The organism is Marinobacter sp. RI1, from assembly GCF_041155085.1.
In the GTDB taxonomy this organism is placed as follows: Bacteria; Pseudomonadota; Gammaproteobacteria; order Pseudomonadales; family Oleiphilaceae; genus Marinobacter; species Marinobacter nauticus.
Genome location: NZ_AP031605.1, coordinates 3,033,687 through 3,053,879, shown reverse-complemented (window position 1 = coordinate 3,053,879; position 20,193 = coordinate 3,033,687). Strand labels below are relative to the sequence as shown.

Genomic DNA, 20,193 nt, shown 5'->3' with positions numbered 1-20,193 from the left:
AGGGTGACGCATGGCGTTAGATGCTGATGAAGAGATCCTGCAGGACTTCCTGGTAGAAGCCGGCGAGATACTCGAAAAGTTGTCGGAGCAGCTGGTGGATCTGGAGCAGCATCCCGATGACAGCGATCTGCTGAACGCCATTTTCCGTGGCTTCCATACCGTGAAAGGGGGCGCAGGCTTCCTTCAGCTGGAGGCACTGGTTAATTGCTGCCACTCTGCGGAGAACGTGTTTGATATTCTCCGGAATCACAAGCGCAAGGTAACACCGGACCTGATGGACGTGGTGCTGGAGGCGCTGGACAACGTTAATGCCATGTTCGAAGAAGTCCGCAACCGGGAAGAACCGACGCCCGCGCCGGACGAACTGATTGAAGCTCTGGATGCACTCGCCAAACCCGAGTCCGAGGATGCACCGGCGGTGGAAGCACCAACCCCGGCACAGGAGCCGTCGTCTGCGGATGTCGGACAGCAAGGGGATCAGGGCGATATCACTGACGAAGAGTTCGAGCAGCTGCTGGACGCGTTGGCGGATGAAAAATCCGATGGCCAGAAACCGGTCGGCAACGAGCAGGTGAGCACCCCGGCAGAATCCGCCGGCGGCTCAGACAGTGATGAGATTACCGACGATGAATTTGAGGCCCTGCTGGATCAACTCCACGGCAAGGGCCAGTTTGCCGGCGCGCCTGCGGAAGATGAAGCGCCCAAGGCAGATATCGACACCAGCGGTGGCTCGGAGAAATCATCCGGTGACGCCGATCTGATTTCCGACGACGAATTCGAGAACCTGCTGGACGAACTGCATGGCAAGGGTGCAGGCCCAAGCGCGGGGGCTGCCGCAGGTGAGCCCAAGCCTGCGCCGGCTCCATCAAGCAAGGCCGAACCAGCCCCGGAACCAAAGAAAGCGGAAGCCAAAGCCGAGAGCAAGGCCGCTTCCAAGCCGGCCCCTGCACCTGCCCGTGAGGCCGCACCAGCGGGCGAAACCACGGTTCGGGTTGATACCAAACGCCTGGACGACATCATGAACATGGTGGGCGAACTGGTGCTGGTGCGTAACCGCCTGCAGCGTCTGGGTTCCGAAAGCGAAGACGAACACATGCACAAGGCAGTGGCCAATCTCGATGTGGTGACCACGGATCTGCAGGCTGCCGTCATGCAAACACGGATGCAGCCGATCAAGAAAGTTTTCGGCCGTTTCCCCAGAGTGGTGCGCGACCTGGCCCGCAGTCTGAAGAAAGAAGTGAATCTGGTCATGCACGGTGAGGAAACCGACCTGGATAAAAACCTGGTTGAAGCTCTGGCCGATCCCCTGGTGCACCTGGTGAGAAATTCCGTGGATCATGGTGTCGAGGCACCGGACGTACGGGAAAAGGCCGGCAAACCTCGCGCTGGAACCGTGACTCTGTCGGCGGAGCAGGAAGGCGACCATATTCTGCTGTCCATTGTCGACGACGGCGCCGGTATGAATCCTGATGTCTTGCGCCGCAAGGCGGTCGAGAAGGGCCTGTACGATCAGGATGCGGCAGACCGCCTTACCGATAACGAATGCTTCAATCTGATTTTTGCGGCCGGTTTCTCCACCAAGGACCAGATTTCCGATGTCTCTGGTCGGGGTGTCGGCATGGACGTGGTGAAAACCAAGATCGGCCAGCTCAATGGGCAGATCAATATCATGTCCGAACAGGGTAAGGGCACCAGCATTATCATCAAGGTGCCGCTGACTCTGGCCATTATGCCAACGTTGATGATCATGCTTGGTGACCAGTCTTTCGCGCTGCCGCTGGTGAATGTGGTGGAGATTTTCCACCTGGATCTGACCAAGACCAACATTGTCGACGGCAAAGAGTGTATTGTCGTGCGGGACAAAGTGTTCCCACTGTTCCACATCAAGCGCTGGCTGGTGCACGGTGCGGCAGGTCAGGCCGAGCCGGAGAATGCGCACGTGGTGATTGTGGCCATGGGGACCAAACAGGTCGGCTTTGTCGTTGATCAGCTGATTGGCCAGGAAGAGGTGGTGATCAAACCTCTGGGCCGGGCCCTGCAGGGGACGCCAGGAATGGCCGGCGCCACCATCACCGGTGATGGCCGTATCGCCCTGATTATTGATGTGCCGAGCCTCCTGCAGCACTACGGCTGAGCAGGAATTTCCGGGATTGTGTAGGAGAAATGGATGACAGTTTCTGTCCTGGTCGTGGATGATTCGGGCTTTTTTCGCAAACGGCTGACGGAAATCCTGACGGCCTCGGGCCAGATTAAAGTGGTAGGCGCCGCCACCAACGGGCGGGAAGGTGTCGAGCTGGCAGAAAAACTGCGCCCCGATGTGATCACCATGGATTACGAGATGCCGGTGATGGACGGCATCTCTGCCGTGCGCGAGATCATGCGCAAACATCCCACCCCGGTTTTGATGTTCTCGTCCCTGACCTATGAAGGTGCCCGCGTTACCCTGGATGCCCTGGAAGCCGGGGCAGTGGATTTCCTGCCCAAGAACTTCGAGGAAATTGCCAGGGACACCAGTCAACTTCAGAAAATCCTTATCCAGCGTATTCTGGATGTGGCTGGTAGCCGCCCGGGCGCCCGATCGGCGCCTGTGGCCCCGAGGCCGGCGGCACCGGCTGCGGAACCTCGCCGTGAACCTGTCGAGCGCGCCGGTTCGCGCCTGCACCGCCCGGTAACGACGGAACCCCGTAAAGACCCTGCGAGCTCCGAGCCGGTTCGTAAACCCGCCAGAAAAACGGCCGCCAGGCACTACAGTGTGGTAGCCATCGGCACTTCCACCGGTGGCCCCGTTGCGCTGCAAAAGGTGCTAACGGCGTTACCGGCTTCGTTTCCCGCGCCTATTGTGCTGGTTCAGCACATGCCCGCCAGCTTCACTCCGGCCTTTGCCGAGCGGCTCAACAAGTTGTGTCGCATTGAGGTGCGCCAGGCCGAGGACGGCGACGTGCTTCGTCCGGGACTGGCCCTGCTGGCGCCCGGTGGCAAGCAGATGATGATTGAAAGTCGCGGCGGGCAGGCAAAAGTGCGGATTCTTCCGGGCGATGACCGCTTGAATTATAAACCCTGTGTGGATGTTACCTTCGGCTCTCTGGCCAGGAGCTTCCCAGGCAAAACCCTGGGCCTGATCCTCACTGGTATGGGTTCCGACGGCAAGGAAGGCTGCAGGATGATGAAGCAGTCCGGTTCCGTGATCTGGTCCCAGGATGAGAAATCCTCCGTCATCTATGGCATGCCGATGGCTGTGGCCAAAGCCGGACTGAGCGACGAGATTCTGGCGCTGGAGGATATTGGCGCGCGGCTGGTTGAAGGTGTGAGCTGATGGATATTCTGAGCCTGCTCGGAATCATCCTGGCGTTCGTGGCCATCCTGGGTGGCAATCTGCTGGAAGGAGGCGCTGTCAGTTCGCTGTTCAACGGCCCGGCCGGGTTGATCGTGGTGGGCGGAACTCTGGCGGCGACCATCCTGCAAACCTCCTGGCCGATGCTCAAGCGTGCCTTCGGTCAGGTTCGCTGGGTGTTTATTCCGCCCTACATCTCGCTGGAAGATGGCATTGGCAAGGTCATCGACTGGAGCGTCAAAGCCCGCAAACAGGGCCTGCTGGGCCTGGAAGGGCTTGCGGAGAGAGAGCCCGAGCCGTTTGCCCGGAAAGGGCTGCAGTTGCTGGTTGATGGTGCCGAGCCCGAGTCCATTCGCAGTATCATGGAAGTCGACCTGGAAACCCGGGAGCAGCGCGATCTGGAGTCGGCCAGAGTCTATGAGGCCATGGGTGGGTATTCCCCCACTATCGGTATTATTGGCGCGGTGATGGGCCTGATTCAGGTCATGACCAATCTGGAAGATCCCCAATCACTGGGTGGCGGCATCGCCACGGCCTTTGTGGCGACCATCTACGGCGTTGCCCTGGCCAACCTGTTGTTCTTTCCGGTGGCCAATAAATTGCGGGGCATCATCAAGGAACGCACCCGTTATGAGGACATGATGATCGATGGCATTATCGCCATTGCCGAGGGCGAAAACCCGAAATCCATCGAATTGAGACTGCGGGGCTTCCTGCAGTAATTCCGGGCCAGGGCTTCCTATGCGCCGTCGCAGACCACCCCAGGATGATCTCCACAACAAGGAACGCTGGCTGATTTCCTACGCGGATTTCATCACGCTTCTGTTTGCCTTTTTCGTGGTGATGTACTCGGTATCGTCCGTGAATGAGGGCAAGTACAAGGTGCTGTCGGAAACCTTCACCGGTGTCTTTAACGCCCCGCAGCGCTCATTACAACCGGTCACCGTGGGCGGCCAGCCGGTCCGGGCGCCGCAACAACAGCATGAAGATGTTATTCCGCCGCCGGTTACCGAGGCGCCCCGTAATCCGGAGCTGGATGCCGAGGGCCGCACCGAGGCTTTGCGAACCATGGCCAACCAGCTTGCCATGGAATTCGACGAATTGATCAATCAGGGGGTGGTGAGTCTGGAAACCAGCAGCGAGTGGATTGAACTCAATCTGCCGAACAGCATGCTCTTTGGTAGTGGTGATGCTGAGCCCCATTACGACTCTTTTGAAGTCATTGAAAAGATCGCCAGTGTACTGCGCAACCGCGACAATGCGGTCAAGGTGGAAGGCTTTACCGATAACCAACCCATTCGTACCAGCCGCTTTCCGTCCAACTGGGAACTTTCGACCGCCCGTGCAGCGGCTGTCGCCCGGATGTTGATGATGGAGGGCATCGAGCCAGAGCGCCTGGCAGCGGTGGGTTATGGTCAATACCAGCCCGTGGCCCGCAACGACACCGAGGAGGGCCGGCGGCGTAACCGCCGGGTGGTTCTGCTGATCTCCCGGGATGCAAGCATCCGGGGGGCGGTGCGCTGATCACCTGCAGGTGGCAGATGCGTATGGCTGAGCTGGCACACTTCCTGTATTACCTGTTGTTCATCGTCCGAATCGGCAAGGGGTTGCCGCAAAACCATCGATTCGGCTTTCAAGTTACCCGTATCCTTGCCGATAAGTTGAACAGAGGCCGGCGCATGACGCCAGGCTGAGCCGTTACCGGAGAACAAAACGTGCGTATCTGGGCTGTAGCCAATCAAAAAGGTGGAGTGGGGAAGACAACCTCTGTGGTCGCCCTGGGCGGACTGCTGGCCCAACGTGGCAAGCGTGTGCTGGTGGTTGATCTGGATCCGCACGGATCGCTGACCAGCTGGTTTGGTTATGACCCGGATACCATCGCCCACAGCGTATTTGATCTGTTTCAGCATCAGGGCAAGGTTCCTGAAGGCCTGCCGGCGCAACTGATCACCGATACCGGTTGCCCCGGGCTGTCGCTGCTGCCTGCCAGTACTGCACTGGCCACCCTGGAGCGTCGGATGATTGGCGTTGAGGGTATGGGGCTGATTGTCTCCCGTGCCCTGGCCCAGTTGTGGGATGATTTTGACTACGTGATTCTCGACAACACGCCGTCACTGGGTGTGCTCATGGTGAATGCACTGGCCGCTGCCCAGTACCTGGTGATTCCGGTACAGACCGAGTTTCTGGCCATCAAGGGCCTGGAACGAATGCTGCACACCCTGCAAATGATCATGCGCTCCCAGAAGAACGAATTACCGTACATGATCGTTCCCACACTCTATGATCGCCGGACGCAGGCTTCGGTCAAGAGCCTTAATCTGTTGCGCAAGACCTATCAGGATACCCTCTGGCGTTTCGCCGTACCGGTTGATACCAAATTCCGGGATGCCAGCCAGGCCGGGGTTATTCCCTCGCAACTGGATGCGGAAACCCACGGTGTCCGGGCCTACGATCATTTGTTGGACGACCTCCTGAAGCGAACCGGTTCGGTGAAGGAGCGTCAGCATGGCTGACAGAAAAATGACGCAACTGGCTGCGCCGGAAGCGGCCATTGCCAGTTATCTGGATGAGTTGCTGCACACCGCCACCAGCACTGCGTTGCAGGAAGAGCAGGTACAGCCTGAGCCGGAGGCGTTAGAGGCGCAACCGGAGCCGGAGCCGGAGCCGCCGAAACCGGTAAAAACCGAAGCAAAGCCTGTCACCAGAGCCCGTCCTCGCCCAATCGTTCAGGCACCTGTGGTGGAACAGAAAGCGCCGGAGCCGGTTCAGACGGAGGCGCCGGTCACGGCCCCGGGCAACGATGGCGAGGTGCCACCGGCGCGCCCGGACTGGTCGAAAGAGCCGTTCGAGTGCCTGATTTTTACGGTGGCCGGGCTGCAGTTGGCGGTGCCGCTGGTTCTGTTGGGCGCCATTCATCGTATTGAAGAAGAGATCCGGCCAATTCCTGGCAGTCCCCGGTGGTACATGGGGATACGGCCGGATCGGGACCACAACCTGCGGGTTGTGGACACCGCCGAGTGGATTATGGCTGGCCGGGTACCGGCTGGTGCCCGGGACAATTACCGGTTTGTGATCCGGCTGGATGACAGTGAGTGGGGGCTGGCCTGTGACGATGTGGCCCAGTCTTTCACGCTGCGACCGGATGAAGTGCGCTGGCGCACAGCGCGCAGCAAGCGCCCCTGGCTGGCGGGCACCGTGGTTGACCACATGTGTGCGTTGATCGATGTGCGCACCATGGCGCATCTGCTGGTGCGGGCAGAGCGTGAACACCATCTGGATCTGAGTTAAACAGGTCCGTTACTCAATGAAACCGTGTGAGGCTGGCACGGTTTGTGCCCTTAACTATAGTATTGGGCACTGATGATGAATTTTTGACGATCAGGTTGCCCGCCGGGCAGCCGAGAAGGAGAGAGTGCTATGGCATCCCCGAGCGGACAGCAAAATCAGGCCCAGGACGATCAGGTACTGCAGTACGTGACTTTCCGCCTGGATGACGAAACCTATGGCATCAACGTGATGCAGATCCAGGAAGTGCTGCGTTACACGGAAATCGCGCCGGTTCCCGGAGCCCCGGATTATGTGCTGGGGATCATCAACCTGCGGGGTAACGTGGTTACGGTCATCGATACCCGTCGCCGGTTCGGGTTGGCGGACGCGGAAGTGACCGATGCCACCCGGATTGTGGTCATGGAGTCGTCCAGCCAGGTGATGGGCATTCTGGTGGATTCTGTGGCAGAGGTGGTCTATCTCAAGGCCAGTGAAATTGAAACTGCACCGAACGTGGGGAACGAGGAAAGTGCCAAGTTCATCCAGGGCGTGTGCAACAAGAACGGCGAGCTGATCATTCTCGTCGAATTCGACAAGATGCTGTCAGACCACGAGTGGGCTGAAATCGCGTCGCTGTAACCGGCTTTTCACAGCGCAGTGATGGACGTCTCCCGTGGTCACCAACAACGGAGACGTCCATTATGAGTTTCACCATTCCCTCCTGGCTCCCCTGGGGCCTGACCGCTGCAGCCATCACTCTGGTTCTGGTTCAGGGTGTTATCCATGGCCGGCGTATCCGGGCCTTACAGGCTTCTGTCAAGCAGCGTTGCGATACCCTTGGCCGTGAACTGCATGCCACTACCAGTGGCAGCCTCGGCGTGGGGCAGCGCCTGGTAGCCTGTGAGCGGCAGATTCATGAGCTCAAGAACACTCTGGAAGAAATGCGGCAGAATGATCCGTTGCGAATTTCCTACGACGAAGCCGCGCGACTGGTTGATCTTGGCGCGGATATCGACGATCTTATGAATACCTGCGGAATTTCCCGTCCGGAGGCCGAACTGGTATCTGCCCTGAAGCGGCGACAGGCGGCCTGATCTGGCGTTTTATCGGATGCTGCTGAATGAAGAAGCTCTATCAGAGGGCCGTTGAGGCCCTCGCTGTTGTTTCCCGCCCTGATTTTGTTTCTGGTGCCGATCTCGTCCCCTCCATCACCGGCCACTCAATACCCAGAGAAGAAACGGTTCGCCACCTGCTGAGCCTGATGCCAGAGATCGAGCCTGACCAGGTCGTCATGCACGTTGGGGGCGGCTCAGGTTATGTGACCGCCGTGCTGGCGGATCTGGCTCACCGGGTGGTTTATGTTGACCGCAACCCGGCACTGGTGGAAAAAGCCCGCGAGCGCTTTTTCAAGCACGGCGTCCATAATGTGGATGTTGTTCAGGCCTCGGCAGATACCGGGCTGGAACTGGACGCGCCCTGTGACCTGATTCTGTGTACGACCTTCATCCAGGATCCCAAGGCGCTTCTGCCGAACCTGCGCGAGGGCGGGAACCTGGTGTGCCTGGAGGGTCGGGCGGGGCCGGTGCCCAGTGTCGCCATGTTCCAGCGCAGGGGCGACAAGCTGGAGCGGGTCAGAACCCTGGGCTGGGTGGATTTCAACCGTAACTCTGAACAGATTCTGATTGATCTTGGCGTGGTCTCCGAAGCGGCACTGGCGGATGCCCGCACCGAGGCGGCGACCAAAAACGAACGGGTACTGGATGTCCTGCGTCGCCGGTTGAATCTGGAAGAGATTGATCTCTACCGGTCTCTTGCCCAGCAGCGGGGCATGACGTTTACCGATGGTGATGACGTACTCAGTCATCTGAATACGGACCTGTTCCGGCGTTTTTCCCGAACCTTTCTGGATCTCTCCCGCGTGATCCCGGTGTCGGAAGAGGACAGCACGTTGACCGTGGTCACCGACGACCCGGATGCACGCACCGATCAGATGGAACGGCTGACACCCAAGCATCGAATTGTCTGTCTGCTGGTGACACCGACGGACTTCCGGCGGATCTGGTCGGCGCTGGATCTGACTGTCAAAGGCAGCCGCTTTGTGGCGGAGCATGGCGTGTCGGTGGGCAGCACCGAAAAACCGGATACATCGGGCAAGGATCTGCTCGGCAAGGACAGCAACAAACACATCAGCCCGTATCTGGTGTCTGTGTATGAGGCTATTCTGCTGGATGCCGTCAGCGAGAAGGCCAGCGATATTCATATCGAACAGTATGAGAACCGGGTGCGTATTCGCTTGCGGGTGGATGGCGATCTGCACGATTTACCGCAATACCAGTTGTCTGCCCGGGAAATTCGTGGCGTTATCAACGTCATCAAGCTCCGGGCGGAGTTGAATATCGCTGAGCACCGGTTGCCTCAGGGTGGGCGTTCCAGGCTGCAGCTCGGAGACACCTCCTACGATTTGCGGATCCAGACCCAGCCCTCACTGCACGGTGAGAATGCGATTATCCGCCTGTTGCCGCAAACCGGTCGAGCAATGACCATCGCTGAGTTGGGGATGTCATCGGCCATTGGTTTCCGTTATCAGCGCCTGCTGGATAACCCGGCTGGACTGGTGCTGGTGGTCGGGCCGACCGGATCTGGTAAATCCACCACACTCTATGCGGGCCTGCAGACCCTGGCTGATGATGGCCGCCGTAAGGTGATTACCGTGGAGGATCCCATTGAGTACTCCATCGACAACATCCAGCAAACCCGCGTACGTTCTGAAATCGGATTCAGTTTTGCCGATGCCATGCGGGCGTTTGTTCGGGAAGACCCGGATGTCATCCTTGTCGGTGAAATCCGGGATCAGGAGACCGCACTGGAAGCCATTCGCGCCTCTCAGACCGGTCACGTGGTGCTCTCCACGCTGCACTGTAATGACGCCGTGGATTCCCTGCAGAGACTTTACGACCTGGGCGTTCATCCCAACTCCATCGCCGGCGAATTGCTGGCAGTGATTGCGCAACGGTTGGCGAAGCGAATTTGCAAGCATTGCCGCAAGCCGGCCAGGCCCGATCCTGCCATTCTGGCGGAGGTTTTCCCGGACGGTGCGCCAGCGGATTTCCGGTGTTTTGAAGGGGAGGGTTGCGACAAGTGTAACGGCCGGGGTACCCAGGGCCGGGTTGCGATTGTGGAGTACATGGAGGTGGACTCGGACATCCGTAATGCCATCTCCAGTCAGCCTCCCATTGGTGAGCTGCGTTGGCGAGCGCTGGATGCCGGCCTCGTGACCATGCGGGATAGTGCCCTGGATCATGTCATCGAGGGCATCATTCCGCTGGCTGAGTTGCCCCGCATTCTGCCCAGGGAGCGCATGGCTCCGGAAGTTCGTGGTGGCCGCAGGAGTATCGGATGAAAAATACCAGATCCAAGAACAAGGCAGCCCAGCGCGAGCCGGCAGAAGTAACCTATCGCGAGGAACTGGACAAACTGATGTCCATGGATCCGGGCCCGATGCCTCCTGGCTGGCTGATGTCGCCCCGGGGCGTCGAGAAGTTTCTGTTGGGCGATGAAAAACTGGGTATAGAGCGTAAGTTTGTCGCCGACCGGGCTATGGTGGTCCGGATCATCATTTCCCTGTGTACGTCCCGGGGATGCTTGCTGGTGGGGGAGCCGGGTACGGCCAAATCCTGGCTGTCGGAGCTGCTCGCTGCGGCCATATCGGGTAATTCCACGCTGACCTTGCAGGGCGGTGCCATCAGCCAGGTCAGTCAGTTGCTCTACAGTTGGAATGAAGCGCTGCTTCGCACGGAGGGCCCCAGCCGAAAGGCGCTGGTGCCAACCCCGCTGTTGCGGGGCATGATGGAGGGGCAACTGGTCCGGTTTGAAGAAATCGCCCGCTGCCCGCAGGCGCTGCAGGATGCCATGCTGTCTGTATTGTCCGACAGGGTCGTGGTGATCCCGGAATTGCCGGGGGAAGACGGCGTTATTCTGGCACGGGAAGGCTTTAACCTGGTGGCCACCTCAAACAGTGTTGATGAGGGTGTTCACAGCATGAGTGCGGCCCTGAAACGACGGATGGACTTTGAGGAAATCCGGCCGATACGGCACCTGAACGATGAGATCGATGTGGTTCTTCGGGAAGTGGCCAGAGCCAACCGGCGTGCCGGAATCGATGTGGCGCTGGAGCAGTCGGTGGTGGAAGTGCTGGTGACCATCTTCCACGAATTGCGTAACGGGCAGACTCTGGACGGGCGAAGCACCGACCGGCTGGCAGGGGCGGCCCTGTCCACCGCCGAGGCCGTATCCGTGGCCCACGCCGCCAGCCTGAATGCGTGGTATTACGGTGGCGGCGCCATGACCGTTGAACACATGATGCACCACGTTATAGGCTCGGCCCTGAAGGATCAGCCGGAGGACCGCCGACGCCTGAAGCATTACTTCGATACCACTGTGGCGCCACGCAAAGGTGAGCATTGGCAACAGGCCTGGGCGTTACGTTCCCTGATCCACTGACGGGTTATCTTCTTCTGGCCGGGCATCTCCGGGTGTCCGGCCCCGGATGTGGAAAGCAAACGCCAGAATCTCCGCGATCACCCGGTACAACTCTTCCGGAATCTCTTCATTCAGCGACAGACGCGCCAGAATGCCGGCAAGCTCGGCATTCTCGTACAACGGAACATTGTTGTCGCGGGCAATCCGGATGATTTCCTCGGCCAGTTCCCACGTGCCGGTTGCCGAGATAACCGGTGCCCGTTCACCGTCGTACTTGAGGGCGACTGCGGCCGGGATATTGTTCTGTGCGTTTTCGGTCATGCCTTGGTATCCACCAATCGGTGCTCCAGCCGGGTTTGCATCTGCTGAGGGCTGCCCCTGCGACAATCGAGGTCAGCAACTTCCAGCCCGAGGTCGTTCAGGCTCTGGCGCAGCAGCGGCAGCTCGCGATGCACGGTTCTCAGCGTGGCCTGATTTTCAGCCCAGACCATAGCGCTCACGGACGGCGGCCGAAAGGTGACATCGAAATGCAGCGGGCCCGCATCGTCCAGATCCATAGACAGGGACAGTCGCCACTCACTGGCACTGGTCCGTTCCGGTCGTTTGTTGCCGTCTTTCTCCTGTGCGTACTGTTCCAGTCGCAATTGTGCCGTTCGGGGTTCCTGTTGCGGCGTTAACCATGGCAGTTCAATCAGCAGAGTGTTCACGGGCACGCCAGGTTCGCCGCCGGCCCTGGCATTCAAGGTCTGGCTGTGCAACTGGTTTACCGTAATCCGGTTCAACATGCCTGCAAGCAGTCGCAGGGTCTGCCCGACCGTGGCAGGTTCCCCGGTGTTCTGAGAGGCCGCGGGCGCTGGTGCCCTGGGAAACTGTAATGGGGCCTGTAGCAAATCCTGGCTGGCCAGGGGGGGCAGCCGGTTGAATTGCTCCGGCCCCTGGTTCTGGCTGGTGAGCAAAGCCGACACCACCTTTGCGAGTACCAGTTTAAGATCCGGTTGGCTGGCGGCGGAAGGGCCGGTCTGTAGCAATCGAGCCTCGGAAAACAGGCCGCTTTCAGACAACCACTGCCGCACCTGAGTGGCCATGGATTCGGTCTTGCCGGCGCCTGGCGCCAGGGCGTCAGCCTTGGGTAACTGGTTGATCAGCTTTTGCAAGGCCTGCTGTGCGGGCACTGGCAGAGGCTGTGCGCTGGTGGTAGATGGCAATTGCCCGGGTGGGGGTGGCAGTTTCAGGCCCTGACTCATGGCACTGAACAGTTGTGTCAGGCCAGCCTGAAGGCTCTGTTGCCAGGGTAGTCGCTGGGCCAGGGCCCGGGCAACGGCACTCTCCTGGCCCGGCGCCAGCTTGCCTATCAGCTGCAATTCGTTACCGGCCCGCATGACCTTGATCAGATCGCCCACGGACAGATCCGGTGGCTGATTGCCGGCAGCGACTTTCAGGGATTGTCCGCGCAGTTCCAGCAACAGCTCATGGCCCCCGCCTTTCTGCCTCAGGATCTCGGCCACTTTGGCCAACGCTGTCTCCCGATCAGCCAGCTGTAACTGGGCCAGTTGTTGTCTGGCCGAAAGCGCAGCCCCGGGCGCCGTGCTGGTGCCGGGAGTAACCGTGGCCGGACTCCGGGGGGGCTGGTCCGGCGCGGGCTGTTTCGGGGGTAAGGGTGGTGGTCCGCCGTTCAGTTTCATTGGTGTCGATTTGATGTCGGGCAAGAGTAATATGCTGGCGCTTTCGTTATAATACGCCGCGCTGGCAGTGAATGCCCTGATTTCATGTTGGCACCCGTGTGTCCTTCATTACATGCACCTGATGCCTGCTGCGCATCCATCGCTCTGAAACGGAGCCCTGATGTCCGAGCCGTTACTACAGGCGATAGATCTTGAGTGTGAACGGGACGAGCGCCTGTTGTTCCAGAATCTGTCCTTTTCCATACTGCCCGGTACGGTTACCCGTGTCGAGGGCCCCAACGGTACCGGTAAGACAACATTGCTGCGAATCCTTGCTGGCCTGAACGACGCCTGGTCGGGTCAATTGCTGTGGTGCGGCGAGCCCAGGGCCCGGCAACGCGAGTCTTTTCTTCGTAACACCCTTTACATTGGCCATCGGCCCGGCATCAAACCATTGCTTACCCCGGTCGAGAACCTGAAAGCGCTGATGGCCGGCCGTCGGGAGGTGAGCGACGAGGTGCTGGTTCAGGCACTGGCAGGTACCGGGCTGGCAGGATTTGAAAACGTACCATGCCGGAATCTGTCTGCCGGGCAGCAACGCCGTGTGGCATTAGCCAGGTTGCTGATTGCCGACGAGCCACTCTGGCTGCTGGACGAAGTCTTTACTGCGATTGATGCAGACGGTGTCCGAGCGATTGAGTCGATGCTACAGCAACGTGCCGCGGAAGGGGGGGCGGTGCTAGTGACGACCCACCATGAACTCCAGTTGCCGGGTATGAAAAGCATCACCCTGGGTGCCGGAGGTGTGCATGAATGCTGATCGGCGGCCGGCACTGAAGCCGGTGTCTGAATCGGTTGGCCCGATAGCCGCCATGGCGGCAGTTTTTGCCCGGGATGTCCGGGTGGCTTTCCGGCAGCGGCAGGATCTGCTGAACCCGTTGCTGTTTTTCATCATGGTAGTAACCCTTTTTCCCCTGGGAGTCAGCCCGGAAGTGGCATTTCTGAAACAGTCCGGAGCCGGTATCCTTTGGGTAGCGGCTTTGCTGTCGGTGTTGCTGTCGCTGGACCATCTGTTTCGTCACGATTTTGACGATGGGACCCTGGAGCAGCTGGTACTGCAGCCTCAGCCTCTGTTCCTGCTGGTGCTGGCCAAAACAGCCGCACACTGGGTTTTGACGGGCCTGCCACTGGTGCTGTTAGCGCCGGTTTTAGGCGTTATGGTGCACCTGGACGGGAACTCTATTGCAATTCTGTGTCTAACGCTCCTGATCGGCACCCCGGTACTGAGCATGATCGGAGCTATTGGCGCAGCTTTGACCCTGGGATTGCGCTCGGCAGGCGTGCTCTTGTCACTGCTGATCATTCCGCTGTACATTCCCGTGCTGATTTTTGGTACCGGCACGGTAGCGGCGGCAGCTGAAGGCGCGCCGGTTGGCGGATACCTGGCTCTGATGGGCGCGTTTCTGGTTCTGGCGGTAACCCTGTCGCCTTTCGCCTCGGCAGCGGCCCTGAGAATCAGTCTTTCGAACAGCTGATCGGTTCTTTGGGGCCGGCAACCAACCAAACGATAACAGTGAAGATGGTGACCAACTGATGTGGCAATTCTTTCACAAACTGGGTTCTCCCAAATGGTTCTTCGGGATTGCAACCCGGTTTATGCCGTGGTTGCTGGCGATCGGTATCATTCTGCTCCTTGCCGGCCTGGTCTGGGGGCTGGCGTTTGCTCCCAAAGACTATCTGCAGGGCAACAGCTATCGCATCATTTTTATCCACGTTCCCACTGCCTTTCTCGCCCAATCCATTTACATCATGATGGCGTCCGCCGCCGTGGTTACGCTGGTCTGGCGTATGAAGCTGGCGGATGTCTTCGTGAAGGCCGTGGCGCCGGTTGGCCTGGTGTTTACTTTTCTGTCGCTATTTACCGGTGCCGTCTGGGGTAAGCCGACCTGGGGAACCTGGTGGGTATGGGATGCCCGGCTGACCTCCATGCTTATTCTGCTTTTCCTCTACGGCGGTGCCATCGCCCTTGACCGGGCCATCAATGACGAGAAATCCGCCGCCAGGGCGGTGGCGGTGCTGGTGCTGGTGGGGGTGGTGAATATCCCGATTATCAAATACTCCGTGGAGTGGTGGAATACACTGCATCAGCCGGCTACGTTCAAGCTTACCGAGAAGCCCTCAATGCCCGTCGAGATGTGGGTTCCGTTGCTGCTTTCGGTGCTTGGGCTTTACCTGTTGTTTGGCTGGCTGGCGTGCCTGCGCATGAAAACCGAAATTGTTATGCGGGAGCAGAAAACCCGCTGGGTGAAAGAGCTGGTGATGGCGGGGAGAGGCTGACCGATGGCGTTTGATTCCTTTTCAGCATTTATCGCAATGGAAGGCCATGGTCCCTATGTCTGGGCCTGTTATGCCGTGTTCGCCGTTCTGCTGGTGGGGCTGATGATCTGGTCGTCCCGGCATCATCAGGCGGTTATGGCCAGCTGCAAACGCCGTTACCAGCAGCAGGAAAGCAGCACCAGTGCCCGGCCAAAACAGGCCGCTACGTTCGCCCGTGTCGAAGTTTCCCAGGAATAAACAGCAGGTAATCCATGCATCCGATCCGAAAAAAACGACTGACCATTGTGCTCTTTCTGGTGGCCGGTATCGCCATTGCGGTAGGCCTGACCACCTATGCCCTCCGACAGAACATCAACCTGTTCTACGATCCTACGGAAATTGCAGCGGGTAACGCGCCGGTTGACGTCCGGATCCGCGCCGGCGGTATGGTTGAAGAGGGCAGTGTGTCGAGGGATACCGACAGTCTGAAGGTGAACTTCCGGGTGACCGACTATGCGGCGTCGGTGCCGGTACAGTATGAGGGCATACTGCCGGATCTGTTTGCGGAAGGGCAGGGCGTTGTGGCCATGGGGCGTCTGAACGAACAGGGCGTGTTCGTGGCCGATCAGGTACTGGCCAAGCACGATGAGAATTATATGCCACCGGAAGTGGCCGAGGCGCTGGAGCGCTCTTCCAAAGGGCAGCACAAGTCTGCGGATGTGGAAAAGGCAGCGGAAACCACGGCGTACTGAGCGCTCAATTCATTTCTGACGTTGGAGAAACCCGATGTATCCGGAACTCGGACAGCTCGCACTGATTCTTACGTTGCTGCTGGCAGTACTTCTCTCCGTGGTGCCGCTTGCGGGCGCTCTGACCGGGCGTGACAGTCTGCAGGCATTTGCCCGGCCACTGGCCTCCGGCATGTTTGTATTCACCGCCCTGGCGTTTGCCATCCTCACCCATGCCTTTTTGGTGGATGATTTCTCGGTCGCGTACGTAGCCAACAACAGCAACAGCATGTTGCCCTGGTACTACAAGTTCAGTGCGGTCTGGGGTGGGCACGAAGGCTCGTTGCTCTTGTGGATACTGATGCTCATAGGCTGGACGCTGGCCGTGGCCATCTTCAGCCGGAAACTGCCTTCGGTGATGGTCTCCCAGGTGTTGTCGGTTCTGGGCATGGTCTCCGTTGGCTTCCTTCTGTTCATCATTCTGACCTCCAACCCGTTTGACCGCCTGCTGCCGAACGTACCGGCAGATGGACAGGATCTGAACCCGCTGCTGCAGGACATCGGCCTGATCATGCACCCGCCCATGCTCTATATGGGCTACGTCGGTTTCTCGGTGGCCTTTGCGTTTGCCATTGCGGCCTTGATCAATGGCCGGCTGGATGCGGCCTGGGCTCGCTGGTCGCGCCCCTGGACCACGGTTGCCTGGTCCTTCCTGACGGTGGGCATCGCTCTGGGCAGCTGGTGGGCCTATTACGAGCTTGGCTGGGGCGGCTGGTGGTTCTGGGATCCGGTTGAAAATGCCTCCCTGTTGCCCTGGCTTTCGGGTACCGCCTTGATGCACTCGCTGGCAGTCACGGAAAAACGCGGGGTCTTCAAGAGCTGGACCGTGTTGCTGGCTATTGTCACTTTCGCACTGAGCCTGCTGGGTACCTTCCTGGTTCGTTCCGGTGTGCTCACCTCCGTCCATGCCTTCGCGTCGGATCCGGAGCGAGGCAGTTTCCTGCTGGCGCTGCTGGGCATTACCATTCTGGCCAGCCTGACCCTCTATGCCTTCCGGGCACCAGTGGTGCATGTTCGCTCCCGTTATGGTTCCCTGTCCCGGGAAATCTTCCTGCTCCTGAACAATGTCTTGCTGGTATCTGCCACAATGCTGGTGGCCATCGGCACACTTTATCCGCTGGTGCTGGATTATCTGGATCTTGGCAAGCTATCCATTGGTGAGCCGTTCTTCAATACCACCTTCAGCCCGCTGGCGGTGGCAACCGGTTTGCTGCTGGGCGCGGGGATTTTCTCGCGCTGGAAGAAAACCGACGGCGGCTGGCTGGCCCGAAAACTGCTGTGGCCGCTGGCGGTCAGCCTGATCGCCAGTGCCGCGGTGATGATCGGTTACGGTGGGTTTGCGCCTTGGGCCTTCCTGGGTGTGTTTGCCGCCATGTGGGTGACTGTTGCCACCGTCTGGGATATTTGGGATAAATCGACATCCCGCAAAGGGCGCTGGCATGGCCTGAAGCGCCAGTCTCGCAGTTACTGGGGCATGGTGCTCGGGCACCTGGGGCTTGCTATGGTAATGGCCGGTGCGACGGTGGTTTCCAACTACGGCATCGAGCGTGATGTGCGCATGCAGCCGGGTGACCGCGCCATGGTGGGGGATTACGAGATTGTCTTTACTGACATCGGTGAGCGTCGTGGTGCCAACTTTACCGCCCAGTACGGCAGCTTCAATGTCTACCTGGATGGGGAGCTGGTGACCGACCTGCATCCGGAAAAACGGCAGTATCCGGTTGGCATGAGTGTGATGACCGAAGCGGATATTGATGCCGGTCTGTTCCGGGATGTGTTTGTGGCCATTGGTGAACGCATCAGTGACGATGCCTGGGCTATCCGCCTGCAATATAAACCTTTGGTGCGCTGGTTGTGGCTCGGTTCGCTGGTGATGGCCATCGGTGGTTTCCTGGCGATTGCTGACAAGCGCTACCGCATCCGTGTGCGCGACGAGGAAGCGGTGAAAAGCGGCGAGCCGGCAGCTCCGGGTAAAGTGGCGGAGGCGTCCTCATGAAGCGGGTGTTGCTGTTTCTGCCGCTGCTGATTGCCGTCGGTGTGGGGGTATTCCTGTTTGCCGGCCTGGGCAAGGACCCCACCAAACTGGAATCCGTGCTGGTCGGCAAGCCCGTTCCCGAATTCAGCCTGGAAGCTCTGGATAATCCGGATGTTCAGCTGGATCCTTCCGTGTTCCAGGGTGAGGTGTCCCTGTTGAATGTGTGGGCCGAGTGGTGCCCCTCGTGCTGGGATGAACACGAATACCTGACATATCTGGCCCGGGAACAGGGCGTTCGCATTGTGGGTTTGAACTACAAGGATCAGCGGGAAAACGCTTTCCGCTTCCTGAACCGGCTGGGCAACCCCTATGAGACGATCATCTTTGACCCCAAGGGAACGCTGGGTTTTGACCTGGGCGTTTACGGCGCCCCGGAAACCTTTGTTATCGACGCGGATGGTGTGGTGCGCTATCGCCACGTAGGTGTAGTGAATCAGAAAGTCTGGGATGAAGTGCTGCTGCCTGTTATTGCCCAGGCCAGGGGGAACAGCTGATGCGTTTGTTGCCTGCTTTCTTAGCCGTGTTGATGATGCTCTCGGGGCCGGCAATTGCCGAGGTGCCAGAAGTCTATGACTTTGATACCAGGGCTGAAGAACAGCGTTATCAGCAACTGATCTCTGAATTGCGCTGTCCCAAGTGTCAAAACCAGAACATCGCCGATTCCAATGCGCCGATCTCCAAGGATATGCGAGACGAGGTCTACCGCATGATGCAGGATGGGGCCTCCAATGAACAGATCGTCGGTGCTCTGGTCGACCGTTTCGGCGAGTTCGTTCAGTACAAACCGCCGGTGGATAACCGCACCATTCTACTCTGGGCCTTTCCGGCGATTGCCACCATTGGCGGTTTTCTGATTGTGGCCGGTGTGGTGTGGCGTGCCCGCAAACGTGAAGACGAACCGCCCCTGAGTGCGGAAGACCGCGCCCGGGCAGAGCAAATTCTGGCCAGTCAAAGTGACAAGGCTGATCGCCGATAACTCCCATTCATTTCGAGACGTGACGATATTTCCATGACCGATACCTTCTGGATTGCCGGGACCGTACTCATTCTGGTGGCCCTGGCCTTTGTGCTTTATCCAGTCTTTTTCCATAAACCCCGGGCTCGCCTGGAGGCGGATCTGCGAAATCAGAATCTTCTGGCCTACCGCACCCGGCTCAAAGAGCTGGAGAACGAGCACGAGGCCGGCATACTGGATGACGAGAGCTACAAGCAGCTGAAGGAAGAGCTGGCGGGCGCCATGCTCGATGATGTACCGGAGGAGCCCGTTACCCAGCGACGAGTACCCGGGCGGCGTAGCGCCATGGTTGTCGCCTTGCTGGCGATCCTGGTATTACCGGTGGGCACCTATTTCGGGTATCAGGAATGGGGTTCCATGGATCAGGTGGAGCAGTTCCTTGCGATGCAGGAAATGAGTGCCACGCAGGGCGACCAGGCGGCCCGCATGGCGGAATTGGCCGACCAACTGCGCAAGCGACTTGAAGAAAGCCCGGACAATGCCGATGGTTGGGCGATGTTGGGGCAGACCTACATGCGTCTTGAGCGCTATGAGCAAGCGGCCGAGGCCTATCGCCGTCTTGCCGATGTGGTATCCGAGGACCGAAACGCCAGCGCGGTGGCCCTGGGGCTGGCTGCACAGGCTAACTATTTTGCCAGCGAAGGCGAGATGACCCCGGCGGTTACCGATGCCATTGCGGCTGCCCGGGCCCTGAACCCGGATGAGGTCAATGCACTGGGGCTGATGGGCATCAATGCCTTCGGTCAGCAAAACTACCGGGAAGCCATTGAATACTGGCAGCGTATTACCGAGGTAGCGCCGGACCATCCACAGCTCGGGGCCATCCGTGGAGGTATCGAGGAGGCCTACCGACGCCTGGGCGAGACCCCGCCTGAGGGAGTTGCCTCCGAGCCTCAGCAGGCTGCTGGACCGGGCGTGTCCTTACGGGTATCGCTGGACGAAGGTTTGCGCCAGCAAGTGGCTGACAATACCGTGCTGTTCATCTTTGCGCGGCCAGCGGCTGCGGCGGGCGGTGCGCCGGTTGCTGTTGCCAGGATGACAGCCGGCGATTTGCCCGCCGAGATCCGGCTGGATGATCGTTATGCCATGTCCCCTGAATCTGCGATTTCTGCACAGCAAGATGTGGTGGTGGTCGCCCGTTTGAGCCGCTCAGGCAGTGTTAATCCGCAGCCGGGAGACTGGGAAGGCCGGGTTGAGGCAGAGGTGCTGCCCCCGGCGGAAGCGGAACCACCTGTCGAGTTGGTGATTAACCAGGAACTGACCAACTGAAATTGAAAAGCCCGTCACTTCGACGGGCTTTT

Annotated in this window: 22 protein-coding genes; 20 read left to right on the top strand and 2 right to left on the bottom strand. The window is 59.3% G+C overall.

From position 1 onward, the window contains the following. Positions 1-10 precede the first annotated feature (10 nt). The 11 genes from ACAM27_RS13810 to ACAM27_RS13760 all read left to right on the top strand — a co-directional run bounded on the left by ACAM27_RS13810 (position 11) and on the right by ACAM27_RS13760 (position 11,098). Positions 11-2,134, top strand: coding sequence for a chemotaxis protein CheA (locus ACAM27_RS13810; protein WP_369612141.1), 2,124 nt, complete (start codon positions 11-13; stop codon positions 2,132-2,134). 33 nt (positions 2,135-2,167) lie between these two features. Beyond that, a complete protein-coding gene (locus ACAM27_RS13805) occupies positions 2,168-3,313 on the top strand; it encodes a chemotaxis response regulator protein-glutamate methylesterase (protein ID WP_369612140.1) in 1,146 nt (381 codons plus the stop codon). Next, positions 3,313-4,053 (top strand): flagellar motor protein, encoded by a 741-nt coding sequence (locus ACAM27_RS13800; protein ID WP_011785444.1) that lies wholly within the window; start codon positions 3,313-3,315, stop codon positions 4,051-4,053. The genes ACAM27_RS13805 and ACAM27_RS13800 overlap by 1 nt, the downstream gene beginning before the upstream one ends. 19 nt (positions 4,054-4,072) lie before the next feature. After that, the gene (motD, locus tag ACAM27_RS13795; protein ID WP_011785443.1) at positions 4,073-4,855 is read left to right on the top strand and encodes a flagellar motor protein MotD; all 783 of its coding nucleotides are present in this window, start codon (positions 4,073-4,075) and stop codon (positions 4,853-4,855) included. A gap of 23 nt (positions 4,856-4,878) precedes the next feature. Beyond that, positions 4,879-5,025 carry a hypothetical protein gene (locus ACAM27_RS13790; protein WP_157680627.1) on the top strand — a complete coding sequence of 49 codons (147 nt, stop codon included), beginning with the start codon at positions 4,879-4,881 and terminating at the stop codon, positions 5,023-5,025. A 21-nt stretch (positions 5,026-5,046) separates the two neighbouring features. Further along, positions 5,047-5,844 carry a ParA family protein gene (locus ACAM27_RS13785; RefSeq protein ID WP_011785442.1) on the top strand — a complete coding sequence of 266 codons (798 nt, stop codon included), beginning with the start codon at positions 5,047-5,049 and terminating at the stop codon, positions 5,842-5,844. Next, positions 5,837-6,619 carry a chemotaxis protein CheW gene (locus tag ACAM27_RS13780; RefSeq protein WP_369612139.1) on the top strand — a complete coding sequence of 261 codons (783 nt, stop codon included), beginning with the start codon at positions 5,837-5,839 and terminating at the stop codon, positions 6,617-6,619. The genes ACAM27_RS13785 and ACAM27_RS13780 overlap by 8 nt, the downstream gene beginning before the upstream one ends. A 129-nt stretch (positions 6,620-6,748) precedes the next feature. Next, positions 6,749-7,237: a chemotaxis protein CheW gene (locus tag ACAM27_RS13775; RefSeq protein WP_011785440.1), complete on the top strand. Its 489-nt coding sequence runs from the start codon at positions 6,749-6,751 to the stop codon at positions 7,235-7,237. A gap of 62 nt (positions 7,238-7,299) precedes the next feature. Further along, positions 7,300-7,692, top strand: coding sequence for a DUF2802 domain-containing protein (locus ACAM27_RS13770; RefSeq protein ID WP_011785439.1), 393 nt, complete (start codon positions 7,300-7,302; stop codon positions 7,690-7,692). A 26-nt stretch (positions 7,693-7,718) separates the two neighbouring features. Then, positions 7,719-9,998 carry an ATPase, T2SS/T4P/T4SS family gene (locus tag ACAM27_RS13765; protein WP_369612138.1) on the top strand — a complete coding sequence of 760 codons (2,280 nt, stop codon included), beginning with the start codon at positions 7,719-7,721 and terminating at the stop codon, positions 9,996-9,998. Then, the gene (locus tag ACAM27_RS13760; RefSeq protein WP_113878976.1) at positions 9,995-11,098 is read left to right on the top strand and encodes an AAA family ATPase; all 1,104 of its coding nucleotides are present in this window, start codon (positions 9,995-9,997) and stop codon (positions 11,096-11,098) included. The genes ACAM27_RS13765 and ACAM27_RS13760 overlap by 4 nt, the downstream gene beginning before the upstream one ends. On the opposite strand, the gene ACAM27_RS13755 is transcribed toward ACAM27_RS13760, so the two are convergent. Next, positions 11,078-11,398: an EscU/YscU/HrcU family type III secretion system export apparatus switch protein gene (locus ACAM27_RS13755; protein WP_011785436.1), complete on the bottom strand. Its 321-nt coding sequence runs from the start codon at positions 11,396-11,398 to the stop codon at positions 11,078-11,080. The two genes, ACAM27_RS13760 and ACAM27_RS13755, sit on opposite strands and share 21 nt — an antisense overlap. Continuing rightward, positions 11,395-12,759: a flagellar hook-length control protein FliK gene (locus ACAM27_RS13750; protein WP_374730308.1), complete on the bottom strand. Its 1,365-nt coding sequence runs from the start codon at positions 12,757-12,759 to the stop codon at positions 11,395-11,397. The genes ACAM27_RS13755 and ACAM27_RS13750 overlap by 4 nt, the downstream gene beginning before the upstream one ends. A 160-nt stretch (positions 12,760-12,919) precedes the next feature. Here ACAM27_RS13750 and ccmA point away from each other — a divergent pair, with 160 nt between their 5' ends. From ccmA to ccmI, 9 genes are read left to right on the top strand one after another with little or no spacing between them, the layout of a single operon-like run. Further along, a complete protein-coding gene (ccmA, locus tag ACAM27_RS13745; RefSeq protein WP_011785434.1) occupies positions 12,920-13,558 on the top strand; it encodes a cytochrome c biogenesis heme-transporting ATPase CcmA in 639 nt (212 codons plus the stop codon). Continuing rightward, positions 13,548-14,273, top strand: coding sequence for a heme exporter protein CcmB (gene ccmB, locus ACAM27_RS13740; RefSeq protein ID WP_011785433.1), 726 nt, complete (start codon positions 13,548-13,550; stop codon positions 14,271-14,273). Before ccmA ends, ccmB begins: the two co-directional genes overlap by 11 nt. A 58-nt stretch (positions 14,274-14,331) precedes the next feature. After that, positions 14,332-15,075, top strand: coding sequence for a heme ABC transporter permease (locus ACAM27_RS13735; RefSeq protein ID WP_011785432.1), 744 nt, complete (start codon positions 14,332-14,334; stop codon positions 15,073-15,075). A 3-nt stretch (positions 15,076-15,078) separates the two neighbouring features. Then, complete coding sequence (gene ccmD / locus ACAM27_RS13730; RefSeq protein WP_011785431.1) at positions 15,079-15,312, top strand: heme exporter protein CcmD; 234 nt, start codon at positions 15,079-15,081, stop codon at positions 15,310-15,312. Between the two features lie 14 nt (positions 15,313-15,326). After that, complete coding sequence (gene ccmE / locus ACAM27_RS13725) at positions 15,327-15,806, top strand: cytochrome c maturation protein CcmE (protein WP_011785430.1); 480 nt, start codon at positions 15,327-15,329, stop codon at positions 15,804-15,806. A 34-nt stretch (positions 15,807-15,840) separates the two neighbouring features. After that, positions 15,841-17,838 (top strand): heme lyase CcmF/NrfE family subunit, encoded by a 1,998-nt coding sequence (locus ACAM27_RS13720; protein ID WP_011785429.1) that lies wholly within the window; start codon positions 15,841-15,843, stop codon positions 17,836-17,838. Continuing rightward, positions 17,835-18,371, top strand: coding sequence for a DsbE family thiol:disulfide interchange protein (locus tag ACAM27_RS13715; protein WP_011785428.1), 537 nt, complete (start codon positions 17,835-17,837; stop codon positions 18,369-18,371). Before ACAM27_RS13720 ends, ACAM27_RS13715 begins: the two co-directional genes overlap by 4 nt. Next, positions 18,371-18,853 (top strand): cytochrome c-type biogenesis protein, encoded by a 483-nt coding sequence (locus ACAM27_RS13710; RefSeq protein WP_011785427.1) that lies wholly within the window; start codon positions 18,371-18,373, stop codon positions 18,851-18,853. Before ACAM27_RS13715 ends, ACAM27_RS13710 begins: the two co-directional genes overlap by 1 nt. Before the next feature lie 33 nt (positions 18,854-18,886). Continuing rightward, positions 18,887-20,161: a c-type cytochrome biogenesis protein CcmI gene (gene ccmI, locus ACAM27_RS13705; RefSeq protein ID WP_222534641.1), complete on the top strand. Its 1,275-nt coding sequence runs from the start codon at positions 18,887-18,889 to the stop codon at positions 20,159-20,161. Positions 20,162-20,193: the final 32 nt, after the last annotated feature.

What these genes read in the sequence shown, in the direction of transcription:
- ACAM27_RS13810 (WP_369612141.1), top strand. Translation starts at nt 11, where the DNA reads ATGGCGTTAGATGCTGATGAAGAGATCCTGCAGGACTTCCTGGTAGAA.
- ACAM27_RS13805 (WP_369612140.1), top strand. Translation starts at nt 2,168, where the DNA reads ATGACAGTTTCTGTCCTGGTCGTGGATGATTCGGGCTTTTTTCGCAAA.
- ACAM27_RS13800 (WP_011785444.1), top strand. Translation starts at nt 3,313, where the DNA reads ATGGATATTCTGAGCCTGCTCGGAATCATCCTGGCGTTCGTGGCCATC.
- motD (WP_011785443.1), top strand. Translation starts at nt 4,073, where the DNA reads ATGCGCCGTCGCAGACCACCCCAGGATGATCTCCACAACAAGGAACGC.
- ACAM27_RS13790 (WP_157680627.1), top strand. Translation starts at nt 4,879, where the DNA reads ATGGCTGAGCTGGCACACTTCCTGTATTACCTGTTGTTCATCGTCCGA.
- ACAM27_RS13780 (WP_369612139.1), top strand. Translation starts at nt 5,837, where the DNA reads ATGGCTGACAGAAAAATGACGCAACTGGCTGCGCCGGAAGCGGCCATT.
- ACAM27_RS13775 (WP_011785440.1), top strand. Translation starts at nt 6,749, where the DNA reads ATGGCATCCCCGAGCGGACAGCAAAATCAGGCCCAGGACGATCAGGTA.
- ACAM27_RS13770 (WP_011785439.1), top strand. Translation starts at nt 7,300, where the DNA reads ATGAGTTTCACCATTCCCTCCTGGCTCCCCTGGGGCCTGACCGCTGCA.
- ACAM27_RS13765 (WP_369612138.1), top strand. Translation starts at nt 7,719, where the DNA reads ATGAAGAAGCTCTATCAGAGGGCCGTTGAGGCCCTCGCTGTTGTTTCC.
- ACAM27_RS13760 (WP_113878976.1), top strand. Translation starts at nt 9,995, where the DNA reads ATGAAAAATACCAGATCCAAGAACAAGGCAGCCCAGCGCGAGCCGGCA.
- ACAM27_RS13755 (WP_011785436.1), bottom strand. Translation starts at nt 11,398, where the DNA reads ATGACCGAAAACGCACAGAACAATATCCCGGCCGCAGTCGCCCTCAAG.
- ACAM27_RS13750 (WP_374730308.1), bottom strand. Translation starts at nt 12,759, where the DNA reads ATGAAACTGAACGGCGGACCACCACCCTTACCCCCGAAACAGCCCGCG.
- ccmA (WP_011785434.1), top strand. Translation starts at nt 12,920, where the DNA reads ATGTCCGAGCCGTTACTACAGGCGATAGATCTTGAGTGTGAACGGGAC.
- ccmB (WP_011785433.1), top strand. Translation starts at nt 13,548, where the DNA reads ATGAATGCTGATCGGCGGCCGGCACTGAAGCCGGTGTCTGAATCGGTT.
- ACAM27_RS13735 (WP_011785432.1), top strand. Translation starts at nt 14,332, where the DNA reads ATGTGGCAATTCTTTCACAAACTGGGTTCTCCCAAATGGTTCTTCGGG.
- ccmD (WP_011785431.1), top strand. Translation starts at nt 15,079, where the DNA reads ATGGCGTTTGATTCCTTTTCAGCATTTATCGCAATGGAAGGCCATGGT.
- ccmE (WP_011785430.1), top strand. Translation starts at nt 15,327, where the DNA reads ATGCATCCGATCCGAAAAAAACGACTGACCATTGTGCTCTTTCTGGTG.
- ACAM27_RS13720 (WP_011785429.1), top strand. Translation starts at nt 15,841, where the DNA reads ATGTATCCGGAACTCGGACAGCTCGCACTGATTCTTACGTTGCTGCTG.
- ACAM27_RS13715 (WP_011785428.1), top strand. Translation starts at nt 17,835, where the DNA reads ATGAAGCGGGTGTTGCTGTTTCTGCCGCTGCTGATTGCCGTCGGTGTG.
- ACAM27_RS13710 (WP_011785427.1), top strand. Translation starts at nt 18,371, where the DNA reads ATGCGTTTGTTGCCTGCTTTCTTAGCCGTGTTGATGATGCTCTCGGGG.
- ccmI (WP_222534641.1), top strand. Translation starts at nt 18,887, where the DNA reads ATGACCGATACCTTCTGGATTGCCGGGACCGTACTCATTCTGGTGGCC.